General features: G+C 61.1%; 13 protein-coding genes and 1 riboswitch. Of the genes, 12 read left to right on the plus strand and 1 reads right to left on the minus strand.

The features are described from left to right. Positions 1-14: 14 nt before the first annotated feature. Complete coding sequence (locus KW403_RS18265) at positions 15-1,025, plus strand: LacI family DNA-binding transcriptional regulator (RefSeq protein WP_223022674.1); 1,011 nt, start codon at positions 15-17, stop codon at positions 1,023-1,025. 159 nt (positions 1,026-1,184) lie between these two features. Here KW403_RS18265 and KW403_RS18270 read toward each other — a convergent pair whose 3' ends face one another. Then, positions 1,185-2,093, minus strand: coding sequence for a LysR substrate-binding domain-containing protein (locus KW403_RS18270; RefSeq protein ID WP_007007217.1), 909 nt, complete (start codon positions 2,091-2,093; stop codon positions 1,185-1,187). Positions 2,094-2,230: 137 nt separating this feature from the next. Between KW403_RS18270 and KW403_RS18275 the strand changes: the two genes are divergently transcribed. The 11 genes from KW403_RS18275 to thiC all read left to right on the plus strand — a co-directional run bounded on the left by KW403_RS18275 (position 2,231) and on the right by thiC (position 14,232). Continuing rightward, a complete protein-coding gene (locus KW403_RS18275; RefSeq protein WP_007007218.1) occupies positions 2,231-3,205 on the plus strand; it encodes a Bug family tripartite tricarboxylate transporter substrate binding protein in 975 nt (324 codons plus the stop codon). Positions 3,206-3,231: 26 nt separating this feature from the next. Then, positions 3,232-3,744 carry a tripartite tricarboxylate transporter TctB family protein gene (locus tag KW403_RS18280; protein ID WP_246637990.1) on the plus strand — a complete coding sequence of 171 codons (513 nt, stop codon included), beginning with the start codon at positions 3,232-3,234 and terminating at the stop codon, positions 3,742-3,744. A 27-nt stretch (positions 3,745-3,771) separates the two neighbouring features. Next, a complete protein-coding gene (locus tag KW403_RS18285; protein ID WP_223022675.1) occupies positions 3,772-5,265 on the plus strand; it encodes a tripartite tricarboxylate transporter permease in 1,494 nt (497 codons plus the stop codon). Further along, positions 5,258-6,448, plus strand: coding sequence for an acetylornithine deacetylase (gene argE / locus KW403_RS18290; protein ID WP_223022676.1), 1,191 nt, complete (start codon positions 5,258-5,260; stop codon positions 6,446-6,448). The genes KW403_RS18285 and argE overlap by 8 nt, the downstream gene beginning before the upstream one ends. Positions 6,449-6,542: 94 nt before the next feature. Continuing rightward, entirely contained in the window at positions 6,543-7,460 is a 918-nt protein-coding gene (locus KW403_RS18295; protein ID WP_223022677.1) for a LysR family transcriptional regulator, read from the plus strand. 98 nt (positions 7,461-7,558) lie between these two features. Continuing rightward, complete coding sequence (locus tag KW403_RS18300) at positions 7,559-8,563, plus strand: TRAP transporter substrate-binding protein (protein ID WP_223022678.1); 1,005 nt, start codon at positions 7,559-7,561, stop codon at positions 8,561-8,563. Between the two features lie 34 nt (positions 8,564-8,597). After that, positions 8,598-9,101 carry a TRAP transporter small permease gene (locus KW403_RS18305; protein ID WP_223022679.1) on the plus strand — a complete coding sequence of 168 codons (504 nt, stop codon included), beginning with the start codon at positions 8,598-8,600 and terminating at the stop codon, positions 9,099-9,101. 15 nt (positions 9,102-9,116) lie between these two features. Beyond that, positions 9,117-10,400 (plus strand): TRAP transporter large permease, encoded by a 1,284-nt coding sequence (locus KW403_RS18310; protein ID WP_223022680.1) that lies wholly within the window; start codon positions 9,117-9,119, stop codon positions 10,398-10,400. Positions 10,401-10,437: 37 nt separating this feature from the next. Then, on the plus strand, positions 10,438-11,244 hold the full coding sequence (locus tag KW403_RS18315) for a carbon-nitrogen hydrolase family protein (RefSeq protein WP_223022681.1): 807 nt from the start codon (positions 10,438-10,440) through the stop codon (positions 11,242-11,244). A 113-nt stretch (positions 11,245-11,357) separates the two neighbouring features. Continuing rightward, the gene (locus KW403_RS18320; RefSeq protein ID WP_223022682.1) at positions 11,358-12,017 is read left to right on the plus strand and encodes an RraA family protein; all 660 of its coding nucleotides are present in this window, start codon (positions 11,358-11,360) and stop codon (positions 12,015-12,017) included. A 164-nt stretch (positions 12,018-12,181) separates the two neighbouring features. Continuing rightward, positions 12,182-12,307, plus strand: a riboswitch (TPP riboswitch). A gap of 110 nt (positions 12,308-12,417) precedes the next feature. Beyond that, the gene (gene thiC, locus KW403_RS18325; RefSeq protein WP_223022683.1) at positions 12,418-14,232 is read left to right on the plus strand and encodes a phosphomethylpyrimidine synthase ThiC; all 1,815 of its coding nucleotides are present in this window, start codon (positions 12,418-12,420) and stop codon (positions 14,230-14,232) included. Positions 14,233-14,235 lie beyond the last annotated feature (3 nt).

Genomic DNA, 14,235 nt, shown 5'->3' on the forward strand with positions numbered 1-14,235 from the left:
TTCGAGGGCAGGCAGTGGCAGCGGAACGCAAGGGCGGCGTCACGATCAGTCAGGTGGCAAAGGAGGCCGGGGTGGCGCGTTCGAGCGTGTCCCGCGCCTACACGCGACCCGATATGCTGAGCCCGGAGACCGTTGAACGGATCAAGGCCGCCGCCGGCAAACTGGGTTATGTACCCAATCACACGGCGCGGGCGCTCAGCACCGGGCGCTATGGCAATGTGGCGCTGATTGTGCCGGACGTCGCAAACCCGTTTTTCCCGCCCATGATCCGCGCCGCCCAGGTCGAGGCGGATCGCTCCGATTTTTGCGTGTTTCTTGGAAATTCCGATGAAGACCCGGAGAAGGAGGACCAGCTTCTCGGTCGTTTTGCCGGGCAGGTCGAGGGCATCATCCTGGCCTCGCCCCGGCTTTCAGACGAGCGCATCGCGGCCCATGCGCTTCTGCGCCCTCTGGTTCTGATCAACCGCGATGTGAAGGGCATCCCGAAAGTGCTGATTGACAGCGGCACCGGCATTGCCGAGGCGACGCAGCATCTGGCCGATTTCGGGCACCGCAACATCGTCTATGTCAGCGGCCCGTCCACATCCTGGTCCAACAAGCAGCGCCGTGCCGCCGTGCGCCATGCCTCAAAGAAACTCGGCCTTGAGCTGAGCTTCGTCTCTGCCAGCGTTCCGAGTTTCGAGGCCGGTTTGCAGGCGGTCGATGCCATCCTTGCCAAGGGCGCGACGGCGGCGATTGCCTTCGACGACGTGACGGCGCAGGGCATTCTGGCGGGTCTTGGCGAGCGCGGGGTCAGCGTGCCCGGAGAATTCTCGGTGGTGGGCTGCGACGATGCGCTGGGACCGTTGACCGTGCCAAGCCTCACAACCGTTTCCAGCCGCTCCATAGAAGCAGGAAAACTGGCCGTGTCTCTGCTGCTGGAGGTGCTGGGCTCGCAGGCGGTGCGCGATGCTTCCTATGTTCTGGAGACCCATCTGATCGTGCGCTCGACCACCGGTCCTGCGCCCGAGCGCGGGCAGGGCTGAGAAAGCATACCGCACGGGCTTGTTCTTCCCTGCAGATGGCCTTGCCCATTTGCCTTATGGCCAAGTGGGCTGTGAATGCGACGGCAACGTTTGCTGCAATGTTGCGATCACCCCATTCACCAGTAGCTCGCATAATATGCATTATGGAACTTGCGACCATCAAGAAAGAACACCCTCCTCTCGCAATTCGCCGATTTCGGCTCTGATCGTTTCGATGAAGGCATTCTCGATGCGGCTCAGCGGCCGGTCTTCATGGTGGAAAATCGCCATTTCCCAGGGAATGGAAGGCTCCAGTGGCCGTTCAATCACATCATCGCCCGATGGCAGGAGAATGCTGAACGGGTCGACGATTGCGATGCCCACGCCGCGTCGCACGAGACCATGCACCGCGCGCAACGTGCGCGCTTCGGCGGCAATGCGCCGCTGGGCGCCCGCCGTCTGCATCATGTAGTCGACACGCGTGCGCAGCGGGCTGCCGATGGCCAGCTCGACGAACACCTCGCGCCGCAGGTCTTCAAGGCGCACAACGTCGCGGCTCGCCAGCCGGTGTCCGCGCGGGATCAGGCAACGTGCCTCGCAGGCGCCGAGCGGTATCAGGCGTGCGCCATAGGGGCTCGCATCGAGCGTGATGCCGACGCCCAAATCGCAGCTTCCCTCGTTGAACATGCGCAGCAGTTCTTCCAGTCCCGTATCGACGATCTTCACCGCCACGTCGGGATGCGTCTCCTTGAAGCGCGCCACCACGTCGAGCAGAAACGTATCCACATAGATCGGCTGCGCGGCCACCACAATGCGCCCCACCTGGCGGTTGGCGATGGCGCGCGCCTCGCGTTCGAGCTCCTGAAATGTGGTCAGCGAGCGTGAGACATTGGCGTGAAAAAGGATCGCCTCATGTGTCGGCATCAGCTGGTTGCGTTTGCGGACGAACAGCGGAAAGCCGATGGTCTCTTCCAGTTGTCCCAGAAGCCGGCTCACCATTGGCTGGCTGATCTTGAGCGCGGCCGCTGCCCGTGTCGCCGAGCCATGGCTCATGAACGCATCGAAAGCTTCGAGCTGCTTCAGGTTCATCTGCGTATCCTCAATAGTCAGTATTCATGAATGTAATACTAACATGCGTAATTTGCAGAAGAAAGCATACTGTGCAAAAACCTCACGGCGCTCGAACCCTTCGGGCGAATGAATTCACTCTCCCTGGGAGGATTTGCATGAAATCTCTGATGAAAACCGTTCTGGCGGCAGCGGTTGTCGCCCTTGCTGCCGGCACTGCCCACGCCGATTATCCGGAAAAGGCCGTGACCATCGTCGCCCCTTATGGGGCTGGTGGTGCTTCCGATCTGGCAGCCCGCGCGCTGGCCGAAACGTCCCGCGAATATCTCGGCGATCAGCCGGTCGTGGTGGTGAACAAGCCAGGCAATGGTGGCATGAATGGTGCCCGCTTCGTTTCCGAAGGCACACCCGATGGCTACACGCTGCTGCTCGCCCGCGTCGGCATGGCGTTATATCCCGCCGTGCAGGAAAGCTCGCCGGTCGGCTGGGACGATTACACCTTCCTCGGCTCTCTGGAAGCCACGCCGATGATCCTCGCCGTGGCGGAAAACTCTCCCTATAAGACCGCTGAAGAGCTGGTCGAGGGCCTGAAGGCCAACCCCGGCGCCCTCACCTATGGTGCATCGGGTGCCACCGCCATTGACGGTTTCACCGTTCAGGCGCTGCTGGCCGACAACGAGCTCGACCCGCTGACGGCAGCAACCCTCGTCCCCTATAAGGGCGGCGGCGCGCTGGCGACTGCGCTTCTCGGTGGCCATGTGGACTTCCTCGCCATCGCGGCCGGTTCGCTGATGCCGCACATCGAGTCCGGCAAGATGCGCGCCCTCATGGTCTATGCACCGTCGCGCATGGACACGCTGCCCGACGTGCCAACCGCCGCCGAGCTTGGCTTTGAAAAGGCTGGCCAGATCACCGGCTGGAGCGCGCTCTACGGCCCGAAGGACCTGCCGGAAGAAATCGTGACCCGCTGGCAGGAAACGCTTGCAAAGGTTGCCGAGGACGAGAAATGGCTGGAGCTCGCCGAGCGTCGTGGCTCCATCTCTACCGCTGGCAAGGAAGACATGGCTGCCTACGCCAAGTCACAGTACGAGCTTTTCAACGGGCTCGCCCGCGAGTTCGGCTACATTAAGTAAGCCGGCACAGCAAAGGAGGACGCGGCATGTTGAACAAGGCCATGCTCCGGGGGCTGCTGATAGCCCTGTTCTTCGGCACGGTGCTTTTCGCATTGATTCCGGTTCATGTGCCGCGTCCTTCCTTCATTCCGGGCTTCGCGCCGCCGCCGGACATGTGGCCGCGCACTGTCTCGATCCTCGGGCTCGCCCTTGGCCTGCTGGCGATGGCGTTCGCGGCGCTTGGCGGCGGGAGCGAAACGAGCGATGAGCCGGAGCGGGGACCGGCGTCGGCGGTTGAATGGCGCAATCGGCTCATCCGGCTCGCGCTGGCGCTCGGCGCATTCGCCGGTTTTATCGTAATTGCACCGTTGCTGGGCTTTCTCGCTGCGTCGATGCTTCTGGCACTCGCCTGTTTCCTGCTTGCCGGCGCATCCGGGCGATGGGTTACCGTTCTGGCCCTTGCCGTTGTCCTCCCGCTCGGCCTGCAACTCTTCTTCGGCAATGTGACGCACACGCCCTTTCCGCCGGGAAGCTGGGGCATCTTCCCCGCCCTCAACTGACCGACCGCCACCGGGACCGCTCAACACATGTGGAACGATCTTCTTTTCGCATTCGAATCCGTCGCCACGCTCGCCAATGTGCTGGCCATGGGCGCGGGCATTCTGGCCGGCGTGATCATCGGCGCCATTCCGGGCATGACCGGCACGATGGCGGTCACGCTTGCCCTGCCCTTCACCTTCTATCTGCCGCCCGTCACCAGCATTCTGTTGCTTGTCGCGCTCTACAAGGGCAGCACCTACGGCGCCTCGATCTCGGCAATCCTGATCAAGACACCGGGCACGGCTTCGGCTGCCTGCACGGTGCTCGATGGCTGGCCGCTCGCCCAGAAGGGCAAGGCCGGCAAGGCGCTCAACATGGCGCTCATCTCGTCCTGCATCGGCGACTTCCTGTCCAACATTTCGCTGATCTTCCTCGCAGCCCCGCTGGCGCTTCTGGCGCTGCGCGTCGGTCCGCCGGAATATTTCATGCTGATGGCCTTTGCGCTCACTATGGTCGCCTCCATTTCCGGCGGTTCGCTGCTTTTGGGCGTGGTCTCGGCCTGTTTCGGTCTGCTGCTCGCCACGGTCGGTGAGGATATGTACGGCTCGTTCCGCTTCGCGATGACGGAAGACATGAAGAGCGGCCTTTCGGTTGCGCCGGTCCTGATCGGCCTGTTCGCCCTGCCCGAGCTTTTGCGCCTCATCATGTTCCGCGATGAAAACCATGGTCAGGCGATGAAACTCGGCGACAACCGCCTGACGCTGGCGGAGTTCCGCGGCTCGCTGAAATCCATCATTCGCGGCAGCTTCATCGGCGTGGTTCTGGGTGCTATTCCCGGCATTGGCCCGTCAGCTGCCGCCTTCTTCTCCTATGGCGAGGCGCGCCGCTCCTCGCCCAACAGCGAGAATTTCGGCAAGGGCGAGCTGGAAGGCATCGCCGCGTCCGAATCCGCCAACAATGGCTGCTGCGGCGCGACCATGATCCCGCTTCTGGCGCTCGGCGTTCCCGGTGATGTCATCACCGGCGTCATGCTTGGCGCGTTCATGATCCAGGGGCTCACGCCCGGCCCGCTTCTCTTCCAGAACAATCTGAACGAGGTCTATATGTTGTTCATCGGCATGATGTTCTCTTCGGTTCTCCTGTTCGGCGCCGGCAAGCTCACGGTGCGCTTCTTTTCTCACATCTCGTCCATTCCGCAGGTGCTTTTGACGCCGGTCGTTCTGATGCTGTGCATCTACGGCATCTACTCGATCTCCAGCAGCATGTTCGATGTCACCGTCCTGCTCGTCATGGGCGTGGTAGGCTTCATCATGCTGCTCCTGAACATCCCCCCGGCGCCGTTCCTCATCGCCTTCATTCTGGGGCCGATGTTCGAGGACAATCTGCGCCGCGCGCTGGCCATTTCGCGCGGCGATCCGTCCGTCTTTTTCCAGTCCGCCATTTCCTGGATTTTCGCAGGTCTCATCGTGTTCTTCGTCGGCCTGACGATCCGCCGGGAGTGGCAAAAATTCAGAGAGAATCGTGCAGCAAAGAATGCCTGAGGCCGAAAAGTCCACCATGTCACTGCTTGAGAATGCCAAGAAGCATCTGAAGGATCTGGTCGCCTTCGATACGACGAGCCGCTACACGAACCGGCCGCTCATCGACCACATGGCGGCCTTCCTGCGGGAATACGGCATCGAGCCGGTGATTTTGCTGGACGAGACAGGCGAGAAGGCAAACCTGATCGCCCGCATCGGCCCGGCCGACGTTCCCGGTGTCGTGCTGTCAGGTCACACCGATGTGGTGCCGGCGCTGGAAAAGGGCTGGACCTCCGGCCCCTTCGACCTGACCGAGCGCGACGGAAAGCTCTATGGCCGCGGGAGCTGCGACATGAAGGGCTTTGCCGCCTGCGTCATGGCGATGGTGCCGCAGCTTGTCGCCGCGAAGCTGGAGCGCCCTGTCTGGCTGTGCTTTTCGCATGACGAGGAAGTGGGCTGCCTTGGCGCGCCGGCCATCGCCGAATGGCTGGCGAAACGCGAGGTTCCGCCCATGCTTGCGATCATCGGCGAGCCGACCGACATGAAGCTGGTGACTGGCCAGAAAGGCAAGATCGCCATGCGCTGCCATGTGCATGGAACTTCAGGTCATTCCTCCTTCGCGCCGGATCACGTCAACGCCATAGACCATGCAGCGCGCATCATCGCGATGATCGCCGAGCGCGCCGGGGAGATTGCTGAAAGCGGCCCCTTCGACCACGATTTCACCGTGCCGCATTCCACCATGCTGGCCACCATGATTTCCGGCGGCGTCGCCACCAATGTGACGCCGGATCTTTGCAGTTTCACCTTTGAAATCCGTAGCTTGCCTACTCACGACGCACGGGCCGAACTGGAATTTCTGAAAACGCGTGCAAATTCGGAAATTCTGCCCAAAATGCAGGAAAAATGCGCCGAAACCGGTATCGAATGGGAAGAAATCTTCGCCTATCCCGCGATGGGCGACAACACGGCGAGCAAGGGCTTCGCCTTCTTCTGCGACATCATGCCTGAGTGGTCCGGAAAGGTCTCTTACGGTTCGGAGGGAGGCGTGTTCGAGACCATTGGCGGCATCCCTTCCGTGATCGTCGGTCCGGGCTCCATCCGGCAGGCGCACAAGCCGGATGAATTCGTCGAGGTCGAACAGCTTTCTCTCTGTCTTGCGTTTCTGGAAAAGGTGGCAGCGAAGATGTCCGAACCGGCGTGAACTTCGGCGCTATGGCGCGTGAGCAAAGCATCAACTAGCATGCGGCCTGCTGCCCGAAAGGGTGGTGGGCCGTTGTTTTTTTGAGGTGCCTTCCGTGCAGTTGCGATTTCTGGAAACCTTCATTCACCTGGCGAAAGTACGGAATTTTCGCAAGGTGGCCGATCTTCTGCACACCACCCAACCCGTCATTTCCTCACGCATCAACGCATTGGAAAACGAGCTGGGCACCAAGCTATTCGAACGTTCGAAGCGCGGGGTGCAATTGACCAGCGAAGGCCGGGTGCTTCTTCCACATGCGGAGATGGTGGTCGAGCTCACCAATGAAATGAAATGGCTGGTCAACCGGGACAGAAAGATGACCGGCTCGCTGCGCGTTGGCGTGACCGACACGATCCTGCGCTCCTGGTTCGTTCAGCTCATGGAGTGTTTTCGGGAAAAATACCCCGGCGTGAACATCGAGATGCTCTCATCCACCTCGGCCGATGTCATCCAGTCGCTGCGGGATCGTGCGGTGGATGTGGGACTGGCAATGCGGGATGGAAACGACCCCAAACTCGACTTCGTGCCTCTGGGTTCGTTCCCGGTCGCCTGGGTGGCAAGCCCGACCGCTTTCCCCATCCGCAGAGCCGCGGTGGGCACGCTGCTCGACCTACCAATCCTGAGCTTCCCCAAGAACTCGATTCCCTACAAGACGCTGGAGCGCTATCTGAAGATGCACTCCAAGGTTCGGGTCAATATGCACTCGTCCAACTCCATCGCCACCATCGTCCAGATGGCGGAGGAAGGGCTGGGCATCGCCCCCATGCCGCGGGCGGTCGTGATGAAGGAGCTGGCAAGCGGCACGCTGCACGAAATCACCGTGGATGTGGAATTTCCACCGCTTGAATTTTTCGCAATCACCGAAGCTTCGCCGCGCAAGACCCTCCGGGATGAGTTTGTGGAAATGGCCCGCAAGCAGGCGGTTGCTTATGCAAGCCGCTTTCCGGACGACTATCTGATCCATCTTGATTGAAAAAACTTATCACAGGAAGCCATATTTTTCATTTGGACTTTTTAAGGCGGCTCTCCGATCCTGACCCCATAACCACACAAAAACGATGGGGAAGGATAATGAACCGTATTCTACGCAATGCTCTGGCTGCAGGTGTGATGACGGCAATCGGTGCTGCCGCAACGGTCTCTGCGCAAGCAGAGACCTGGCGCATGGCGCACAAGATGCCGCCAGACAGTATCGAAGGCCAACTTTTCCAGTTCTTCGCCGACAAAGTTGTTGAGAAGACCGGTGGTGAGGTCGAGATTAAGGTGTTTCCGAACGAGCAGCTTGGCTCTGACGACACAGTTCTCGAACAGCTCCAGATCGGCACTGTGAACGTCTATCCTGAGGGCACCAGCTATCTCCAGAAATGGGTCCCGGACATCAAGTTCTCCTCGGCGCCTTTCCTCTTTGATGACCGCGAGCATTGGGTCCGCTTCATGCAGACCGACCTGGTCAAGGGCTGGTTCCAGCAGATCGAAGACGAGGCCGGCATTGCGCTGATCGGCTCTCCGACGGCCTTCCTGCGCGGTCCATACCGCGTCATGGTCACCGACAAGCCGTGGACGAACCTGGAGGAAATGCAGGGCACGCGGCTGCGCATGCATCCCGATGAGCTGGCCGCGGCCGCCTGGCGCCATCTGGGCGCGGAAGTTCGCACGCTGGCCTGGACGGAGGTCTATGAATCCATCAGCCGCGGCATCGTCGATGCGGTGAACAGCCCGATTGCGCTGGTCGAGCCGATGAAATTCTACGAAGTGGCTCCTTACGTCATCCGTCATGACGAATACCCTCAGGGCATGGCCTTCATGACCAATGCCAAACGCTGGAACGCTCTTTCCGATGAACTGCGTGCTCAGGTTCTCGAAGCCTTTGCGGACATGGCGGCAGAGTCGGAGAAGCGTACGATCGCGGCGGCAAACAATGACCTTGAAGCCATGAAGGCAAAGGACGTTTCCTATACCGAGCCGGACACGTCCGATTTCGTCGAGCGCATGCAGAGCTTCTATCAGGAGATGGAAGAGAAGGGCGAACTGCCTGAAGGTTTCCTCGATGCGGTTCGTTCGTCGCGCGCCGAATAGGTTTCCTTGAACTTTCATTGATGGGGGAGGTTTCATGCCCGTCCTGGATCGAATCCTGGCCGTTATAGACCGGCTGTTTCTTGTGGGAGCGAATACGGCCCTGTTTGCCATGCTCCTTGTGACCGCACTCAATGTCGCGTCACGCGCGTTTCTCGGCCAGGGGGTGGTCTGGGCCTTCCCCATCAGCATCGTCTGCTTCGTGTGGATGAGTTTTCTGGGCTTTTTCGTCGTCTACCGGCAGAACAAGGACATCACCGTCGATTTTCTGCTGAACGCAACCCCGCCTCCGGTGCGCCGCGCCGGGCGGATGCTGGTGGACATTGCCGTCATCGCACTGTTGCTCATCATTCTGCGCGAGGCGCCGGAGCTGATCCAACGTCAGGTGGGCAATATCGAGATGGTGGGAATCCAGCGCTATTGGCTGAGTGTCCCCTTCTTCGTGTCCTGCGGGTTGATTGCCCTGCATTTCTTCAGCGACTTCGTCCATGCCCTCAAGGGGCATCCGGAGCCTGAACACCATCATGTCGGCGACATCTAGGATCCGGGTAGAACCATGACCTTGCTACTTTTCGCGGGCTTCGTCGCCCTCATCCTTCTGCGTGTGCCGATCACCATGGCGATCGGCCTGGCGGTGCTCTCCGCGCTCATCTACGCGGGCTTTTCCGACACGCTCTACATCATCCCGCTTCAGGTTCTCGACGGGGTCGACAACCCGTCCCTGCTTGCCATCCCCTTCTTCATCATGGCCGGCAATCTAATGAATGGCGTCGGCATGACCGACCGCATCTTCAACTTCGCCTCCGCTCTTGTCGGCCATATGCGGGCGGGCCTTGCACAGGTGAACGTCGTTTCCTCGCTGCTCTTTGCCGGTGTTTCCGGTGCGGCGGTGGCCGATTGTGCCGGCCTTGGCACGATCGAGATCAAGGCGATGCGCGAGCGCGGCTACCCAGCACCCTTTGCGGCGGCCCTCACGGCTGCAAGCGCTGTGGTCGGGCCGATCATCCCGCCATCCATCAGCCTTGTGGTCTATGCGTTTCTGTCCAACACATCGGTGGCGCGACTTTTTCTGGCGGGCATCATTCCCGGCATCATCGTCGGCCTGTCGCTGATGGCGTTCAACTATCTCGTCGCGCTGAAGCAGGACTTCCCGCGCGAGGAGCGCAAGAGCCTGCCGCAGATCGGTCGCGCCGCCATTGATGGCATTGCCGCTCTCGTTGCGCCGGGCATCATTCTCGTGGCGATCCTCACCGGTTTCACGACCGCGACGGAAGCCGGCGTTCTGGCCTGCGTCTACACCATCGCGCTGGGCTTCGTTTACCGTACCTTCTCCTTCCGCATGCTCTGGCAGGCGCTGACGGAGACGATGACCATCACCAGCGTGATCATGATCATCATCGGCTTCTCGCATGTGATGGGCTGGCTTCTGGCCATCGAGCAAATCCCGCAGCAACTGGCGGATCAGATCCTTCTGTTCACCGAATCGCGCACGGTCTTCCTGTTTCTCCTGCTCGGCTTCCTGCTTCTTGTCGGCTGTTTCGTGGAAGGTGTGCCGGCAAAGCTGATCCTCGTGCCGATGTTGCTGCCGATCATCGACCAGTTCGGCATCGACCGGATTCACTTCGGCCTGATCATCACCCTGGCGCTGCTGATCGGCATTGCCACGCCTCCCATGGGCATTGCGCTCTACATCGTGTCGGAGGTGGGAAAGGTGCCGTTCGAGAAAGTGGCGGTGGCGATCCTGCCTTTCCTCGTTCCGCTCATCGTCGCCCTGCTCGTCATCACCTTCGTGCCCGAGCTGGTGCTCTTCCTTCCCAATCTCGTTCTGGGGCCGGCCTGACGGCCGATCCGTTCACACTCCAAACCAAGGGACAGTCATGAAAATCTCCGTCGTTCAAATGAACTCGCAGGATGACAAGGCAAAAAACATCGCCGATGCGGAAGCCTTGATCCGAAAGGCCGTGGCCGAGGACAACTCCGATCTCGTCGTTCTGCCCGAAACCTTCACCTATATGGGCGGGACCGTGGAAAGCCGCCGTGCAAATGCGGAAACCTTTCCTGACGGCGAAGCCTATCGCGCCATGTCGGCCCTGGCGGCCGAACTCAAGGTGAACATTCACGCCGGCTCCATGGCCGAGGCCGCCGGCGAGAAGTGCTACAACACGACCATCGTGTTCGACCGGCAGGGCAAGGAGATTGCCCGCTACCGCAAGATCCACCTTTTCGACGTGGAGGTTCCCGGCGGCCAGAGCTATCTGGAATCCGACACGATGAAACGCGGCGAGGACGTGGTCGTCTACGAGCTTGAAGGCGTGAAGATCGGTTGCGCCATCTGCTACGATCTGCGCTTCCCGGAACTCTTCCGCAGCCTGCGCGACAAGGGGGCCGAGGTGATCGTCCTGCCAGCCGCCTTCACGCTTCAGACCGGCAAGGACCACTGGGAGCAGCTCCTGTGCGCACGCGCCATCGAGACCCAGTCCTATGTGGCCGCATCGGCCCAGATCTTCGGGCATGACGAAGGCAAGAAGCTGTGTTTCGGCCACTCGCTCATCATCGACCCATGGGGCGTGACCATCGCCAACTGCTCGGACCGCGTCGGCCATGCAAGCGCGACCATCGACACCGGTTATGCCGAGCAGATCCGCCGCTCCATGCCGGTCGCAGACCATCACGTCGTCGCATAGAGCGGATCATCGTTTCATAGAAACGCTGTTGCGCTCTATCTGTTTGTTTTTCCGCATTTATGCGGACGTCAGATGATTCCATCTGACTGCAAAATACTCTAAGGAATACGCATATGTACCAGGTCAATTCGATGCCGGAGCAACTGGCACAGGCCAAGATCGACAAGCTGATGCAGGTGGAGACCGCCACGGTGGGCCACTTCCTGCATGCAAATTTCCTCGACACCGGCATCCGCTCCATGCTGCCCAGGGTGCGGACTGCCGGTACGGCGGTGACCCTGCGGCTGCCCCATGCCGACAGCACGCTCCTGCATTATGCGATGGACCATATCCGGCCCGGCGATTTCGTGATCATCGATCGTGCCGGCGACACACGCCACGCCTGTTGGGGCGGCGTCATCACCCACACGGCGGCCCGCAAGAAGGCCGCCGGTGCGGTGGTGGACGGGCCGGCGACGGATGTTGCCGATTTCGAACGTCATGGTTTTCCCATGTGGTGCCGGGGCCCCTCGCCCATCACCACCAAACTGCTTGGCGTTTCGGGCGAAATGAATATCCCCGTCAGCGTTGGCGGCGTGGTGGTCAATCCGGGCGATGCGGTGCTGGCCGATGAAAACGGCGTGCTAATCCTGTCTCCCGACGAGGTGGACACAGTGGCAGACCGCGCCATCCAAATGCAGGCGCGAGAGGTCGAACTTCTGAAGCGCATCGACGCCGGCGAGAGCCTGCCCACCATCTCCGGCGCGAAGGCGCGCGTGGAAGCAGACGCCTAGCACCCGGCAAAAGTGCCGAGTTGGCGGCCATCCTCCTTCTCCCCGCTCGCGGGGAGAAGGACACTTCGAGGTTGGTGTGTAACGGGTCCAGCCTTCCTGATCCGCACCTTTCCACACAGCTTCATCACCGCGCTTGACAAGAGCGCCCCTCTTCACTCACCTTGCGGCCTCACCTGGGGGGTCCCGCCAAGGGGCTGAGATTCTGCTGGGCATGGTTTTCCATGCAGCGCAGTGACCCGATGAACCTGATCCAGTTCATACTGGCGTAGGGATGGTGCAAGCCTGGCGGGTCGCTGGCTCCTTCGAGCCGAAATCCATATCCATAGCGGATCGTCAGCGCTCTTCCTCCTCTCGGCACGAACTGGGTCTCCATTGCAAAACGCAGAGGAGGCTCTGACCCATGGATGCTATCGCTCCGAAAGTGACAACCGGCCCGTTGCCGGCATCGCGCAAGATCTACAAACCCGGCAAGCTTCACCCCGACATTCGCGTGCCCCTGCGCGAGATCGCCGTGCACCCAAGCGCTGGCGAACCGCCGGTGACGGTCTATGATTCCTCCGGCCCCTATTCGGACCCGGATGCGCTCATCGAGATCGAGAAAGGCCTGCCGCGCATCCGCGAGGCCTGGGTGAAGGCGCGCGGCGATGTGGAGGTCTACGAAGGCCGCCATGTGAAGCCGGAGGACAATGGCTTCGTTTCCGGCGACCGGCTGACGCCCGAGTTCCCCACGCGCCACCAGCCGCTGCGGGCCAAGGACGGCAAGGCCGTCACGCAACTTGCCTATGCGCGGGCCGGCATCGTCACGCCGGAGATGGAGTTCATCGCCATCCGCGAAAATCTCGGGCGCGAACAAGCAAGGGCTGCGCTCGTGCGCGATGGCGAGAGTTTTGGCGCGGCCATTCCCGATTTCGTGACGCCGGAATTCGTGCGCGACGAGGTGGCGAAGGGCCGGGCGATCATTCCCGCCAACATCAACCACCCGGAAGCCGAGCCGATGATCATCGGCCGCAATTTCCTCGTGAAGATCAACGCCAATATCGGCAATTCCGCCGTCACCTCCTCCATGGCCGAAGAGGTGGAAAAGATGGTGTGGGCGACGCGCTGGGGCGGCGACACGGTGATGGACCTTTCCACCGGACGCAACATCCACAACATCCGCGAATGGATCATCCGCAATTCGCCTGTGCCGATCGGCACCGTGCCGATCTATCAGGCGCTGGAAAAGGTGAACGGCATTGCCGAGGACCTCAACTGGGAGGTCTTTCGCGATACGCTGATCGAACAGGCCGAACAGGGCGTCGACTATTTCACCATCCATGCGGGCGTGCGGCTCCACTACATTCCGCTGACGGTCGACCGCGTGACGGGCATTGTCTCGCGCGGCGGTTCGATCATGGCCAAATGGTGCCTGCATCACCACAGGGAGAGCTTCCTCTACGAGCATTTCGAGGAAATCTGCGACATCTGCCGCGCCTACGACGTTTCGTTCTCGCTGGGCGACGGGTTGCGTCCGGGCTCCATTGCCGATGCCAATGACGCCGCGCAATTTGCCGAGCTGGAAACGCTGGGCGAGCTGACGCAGATCGCCTGGAAGAAGGACTGCCAGGTGATGATCGAGGGGCCCGGCCATGTGCCGATGCACAAGATCAAGGAAAACATGGACAAGCAGCTCGATGTCTGCGGCGAGGCACCCTTCTATACGCTTGGACCGCTCACGACCGATATTGCGCCGGGCTATGACCACATCACGAGCGGCATTGGCGCGGCGATGATCGGCTGGTTCGGCACGGCCATGCTCTGCTATGTCACGCCGAAGGAGCATCTGGGCCTGCCCGACCGAGACGATGTGAAGACCGGCGTCATCACCTACAAGATCGCGGCCCATGCGGCGGACCTTGCCAAGGGGCATCCGGCGGCGAAGATCCGCGACGATGCGCTGTCGCGCGCGCGGTTCGAGTTCCGCTGGGAGGACCAGTTCAACCTCTCGCTCGATCCCGAGACTGCGCGGAACTTCCACGACGAGACGCTGCCCAAGGAAGCGCACAAGGTGGCGCATTTCTGCTCCATGTGCGGCCCGAAATTCTGCTCCATGCGCATCTCCCACGACATCCGCGCCGAGGCGCAGAAGGAGGGCATGGCCAAGATGGCGGAGAAGTTCCGCGAGGGCGGTGAGCTCTATATGCCGCTGGAAAAGGCGGTCGAACCCGGGGAGTGATCC

It is taken from the genome of Nitratireductor kimnyeongensis, from assembly GCF_019891395.1.
GTDB classification, from domain to species: domain Bacteria; phylum Pseudomonadota; class Alphaproteobacteria; order Rhizobiales; family Rhizobiaceae; genus Nitratireductor; species Nitratireductor kimnyeongensis.

Bases quoted from the DNA above. Each gene is read 5' to 3' on its own strand.
- KW403_RS18300 (WP_223022678.1), top strand. From the start codon at position 7,559: ATGAACCGTATTCTACGCAATGCTCTGGCTGCAGGTGTGATGACGGCA.
- KW403_RS18280 (WP_246637990.1), top strand. From the start codon at position 3,232: ATGTTGAACAAGGCCATGCTCCGGGGGCTGCTGATAGCCCTGTTCTTC.
- KW403_RS18275 (WP_007007218.1), top strand. From the start codon at position 2,231: ATGAAATCTCTGATGAAAACCGTTCTGGCGGCAGCGGTTGTCGCCCTT.
- KW403_RS18310 (WP_223022680.1), top strand. From the start codon at position 9,117: ATGACCTTGCTACTTTTCGCGGGCTTCGTCGCCCTCATCCTTCTGCGT.
- KW403_RS18320 (WP_223022682.1), top strand. From the start codon at position 11,358: ATGTACCAGGTCAATTCGATGCCGGAGCAACTGGCACAGGCCAAGATC.
- KW403_RS18285 (WP_223022675.1), top strand. From the start codon at position 3,772: ATGTGGAACGATCTTCTTTTCGCATTCGAATCCGTCGCCACGCTCGCC.
- argE (WP_223022676.1), top strand. From the start codon at position 5,258: ATGCCTGAGGCCGAAAAGTCCACCATGTCACTGCTTGAGAATGCCAAG.
- KW403_RS18270 (WP_007007217.1), bottom strand. From the start codon at position 2,093: ATGAACCTGAAGCAGCTCGAAGCTTTCGATGCGTTCATGAGCCATGGC.
- thiC (WP_223022683.1), top strand. From the start codon at position 12,418: ATGGATGCTATCGCTCCGAAAGTGACAACCGGCCCGTTGCCGGCATCG.
- KW403_RS18305 (WP_223022679.1), top strand. From the start codon at position 8,598: ATGCCCGTCCTGGATCGAATCCTGGCCGTTATAGACCGGCTGTTTCTT.
- KW403_RS18315 (WP_223022681.1), top strand. From the start codon at position 10,438: ATGAAAATCTCCGTCGTTCAAATGAACTCGCAGGATGACAAGGCAAAA.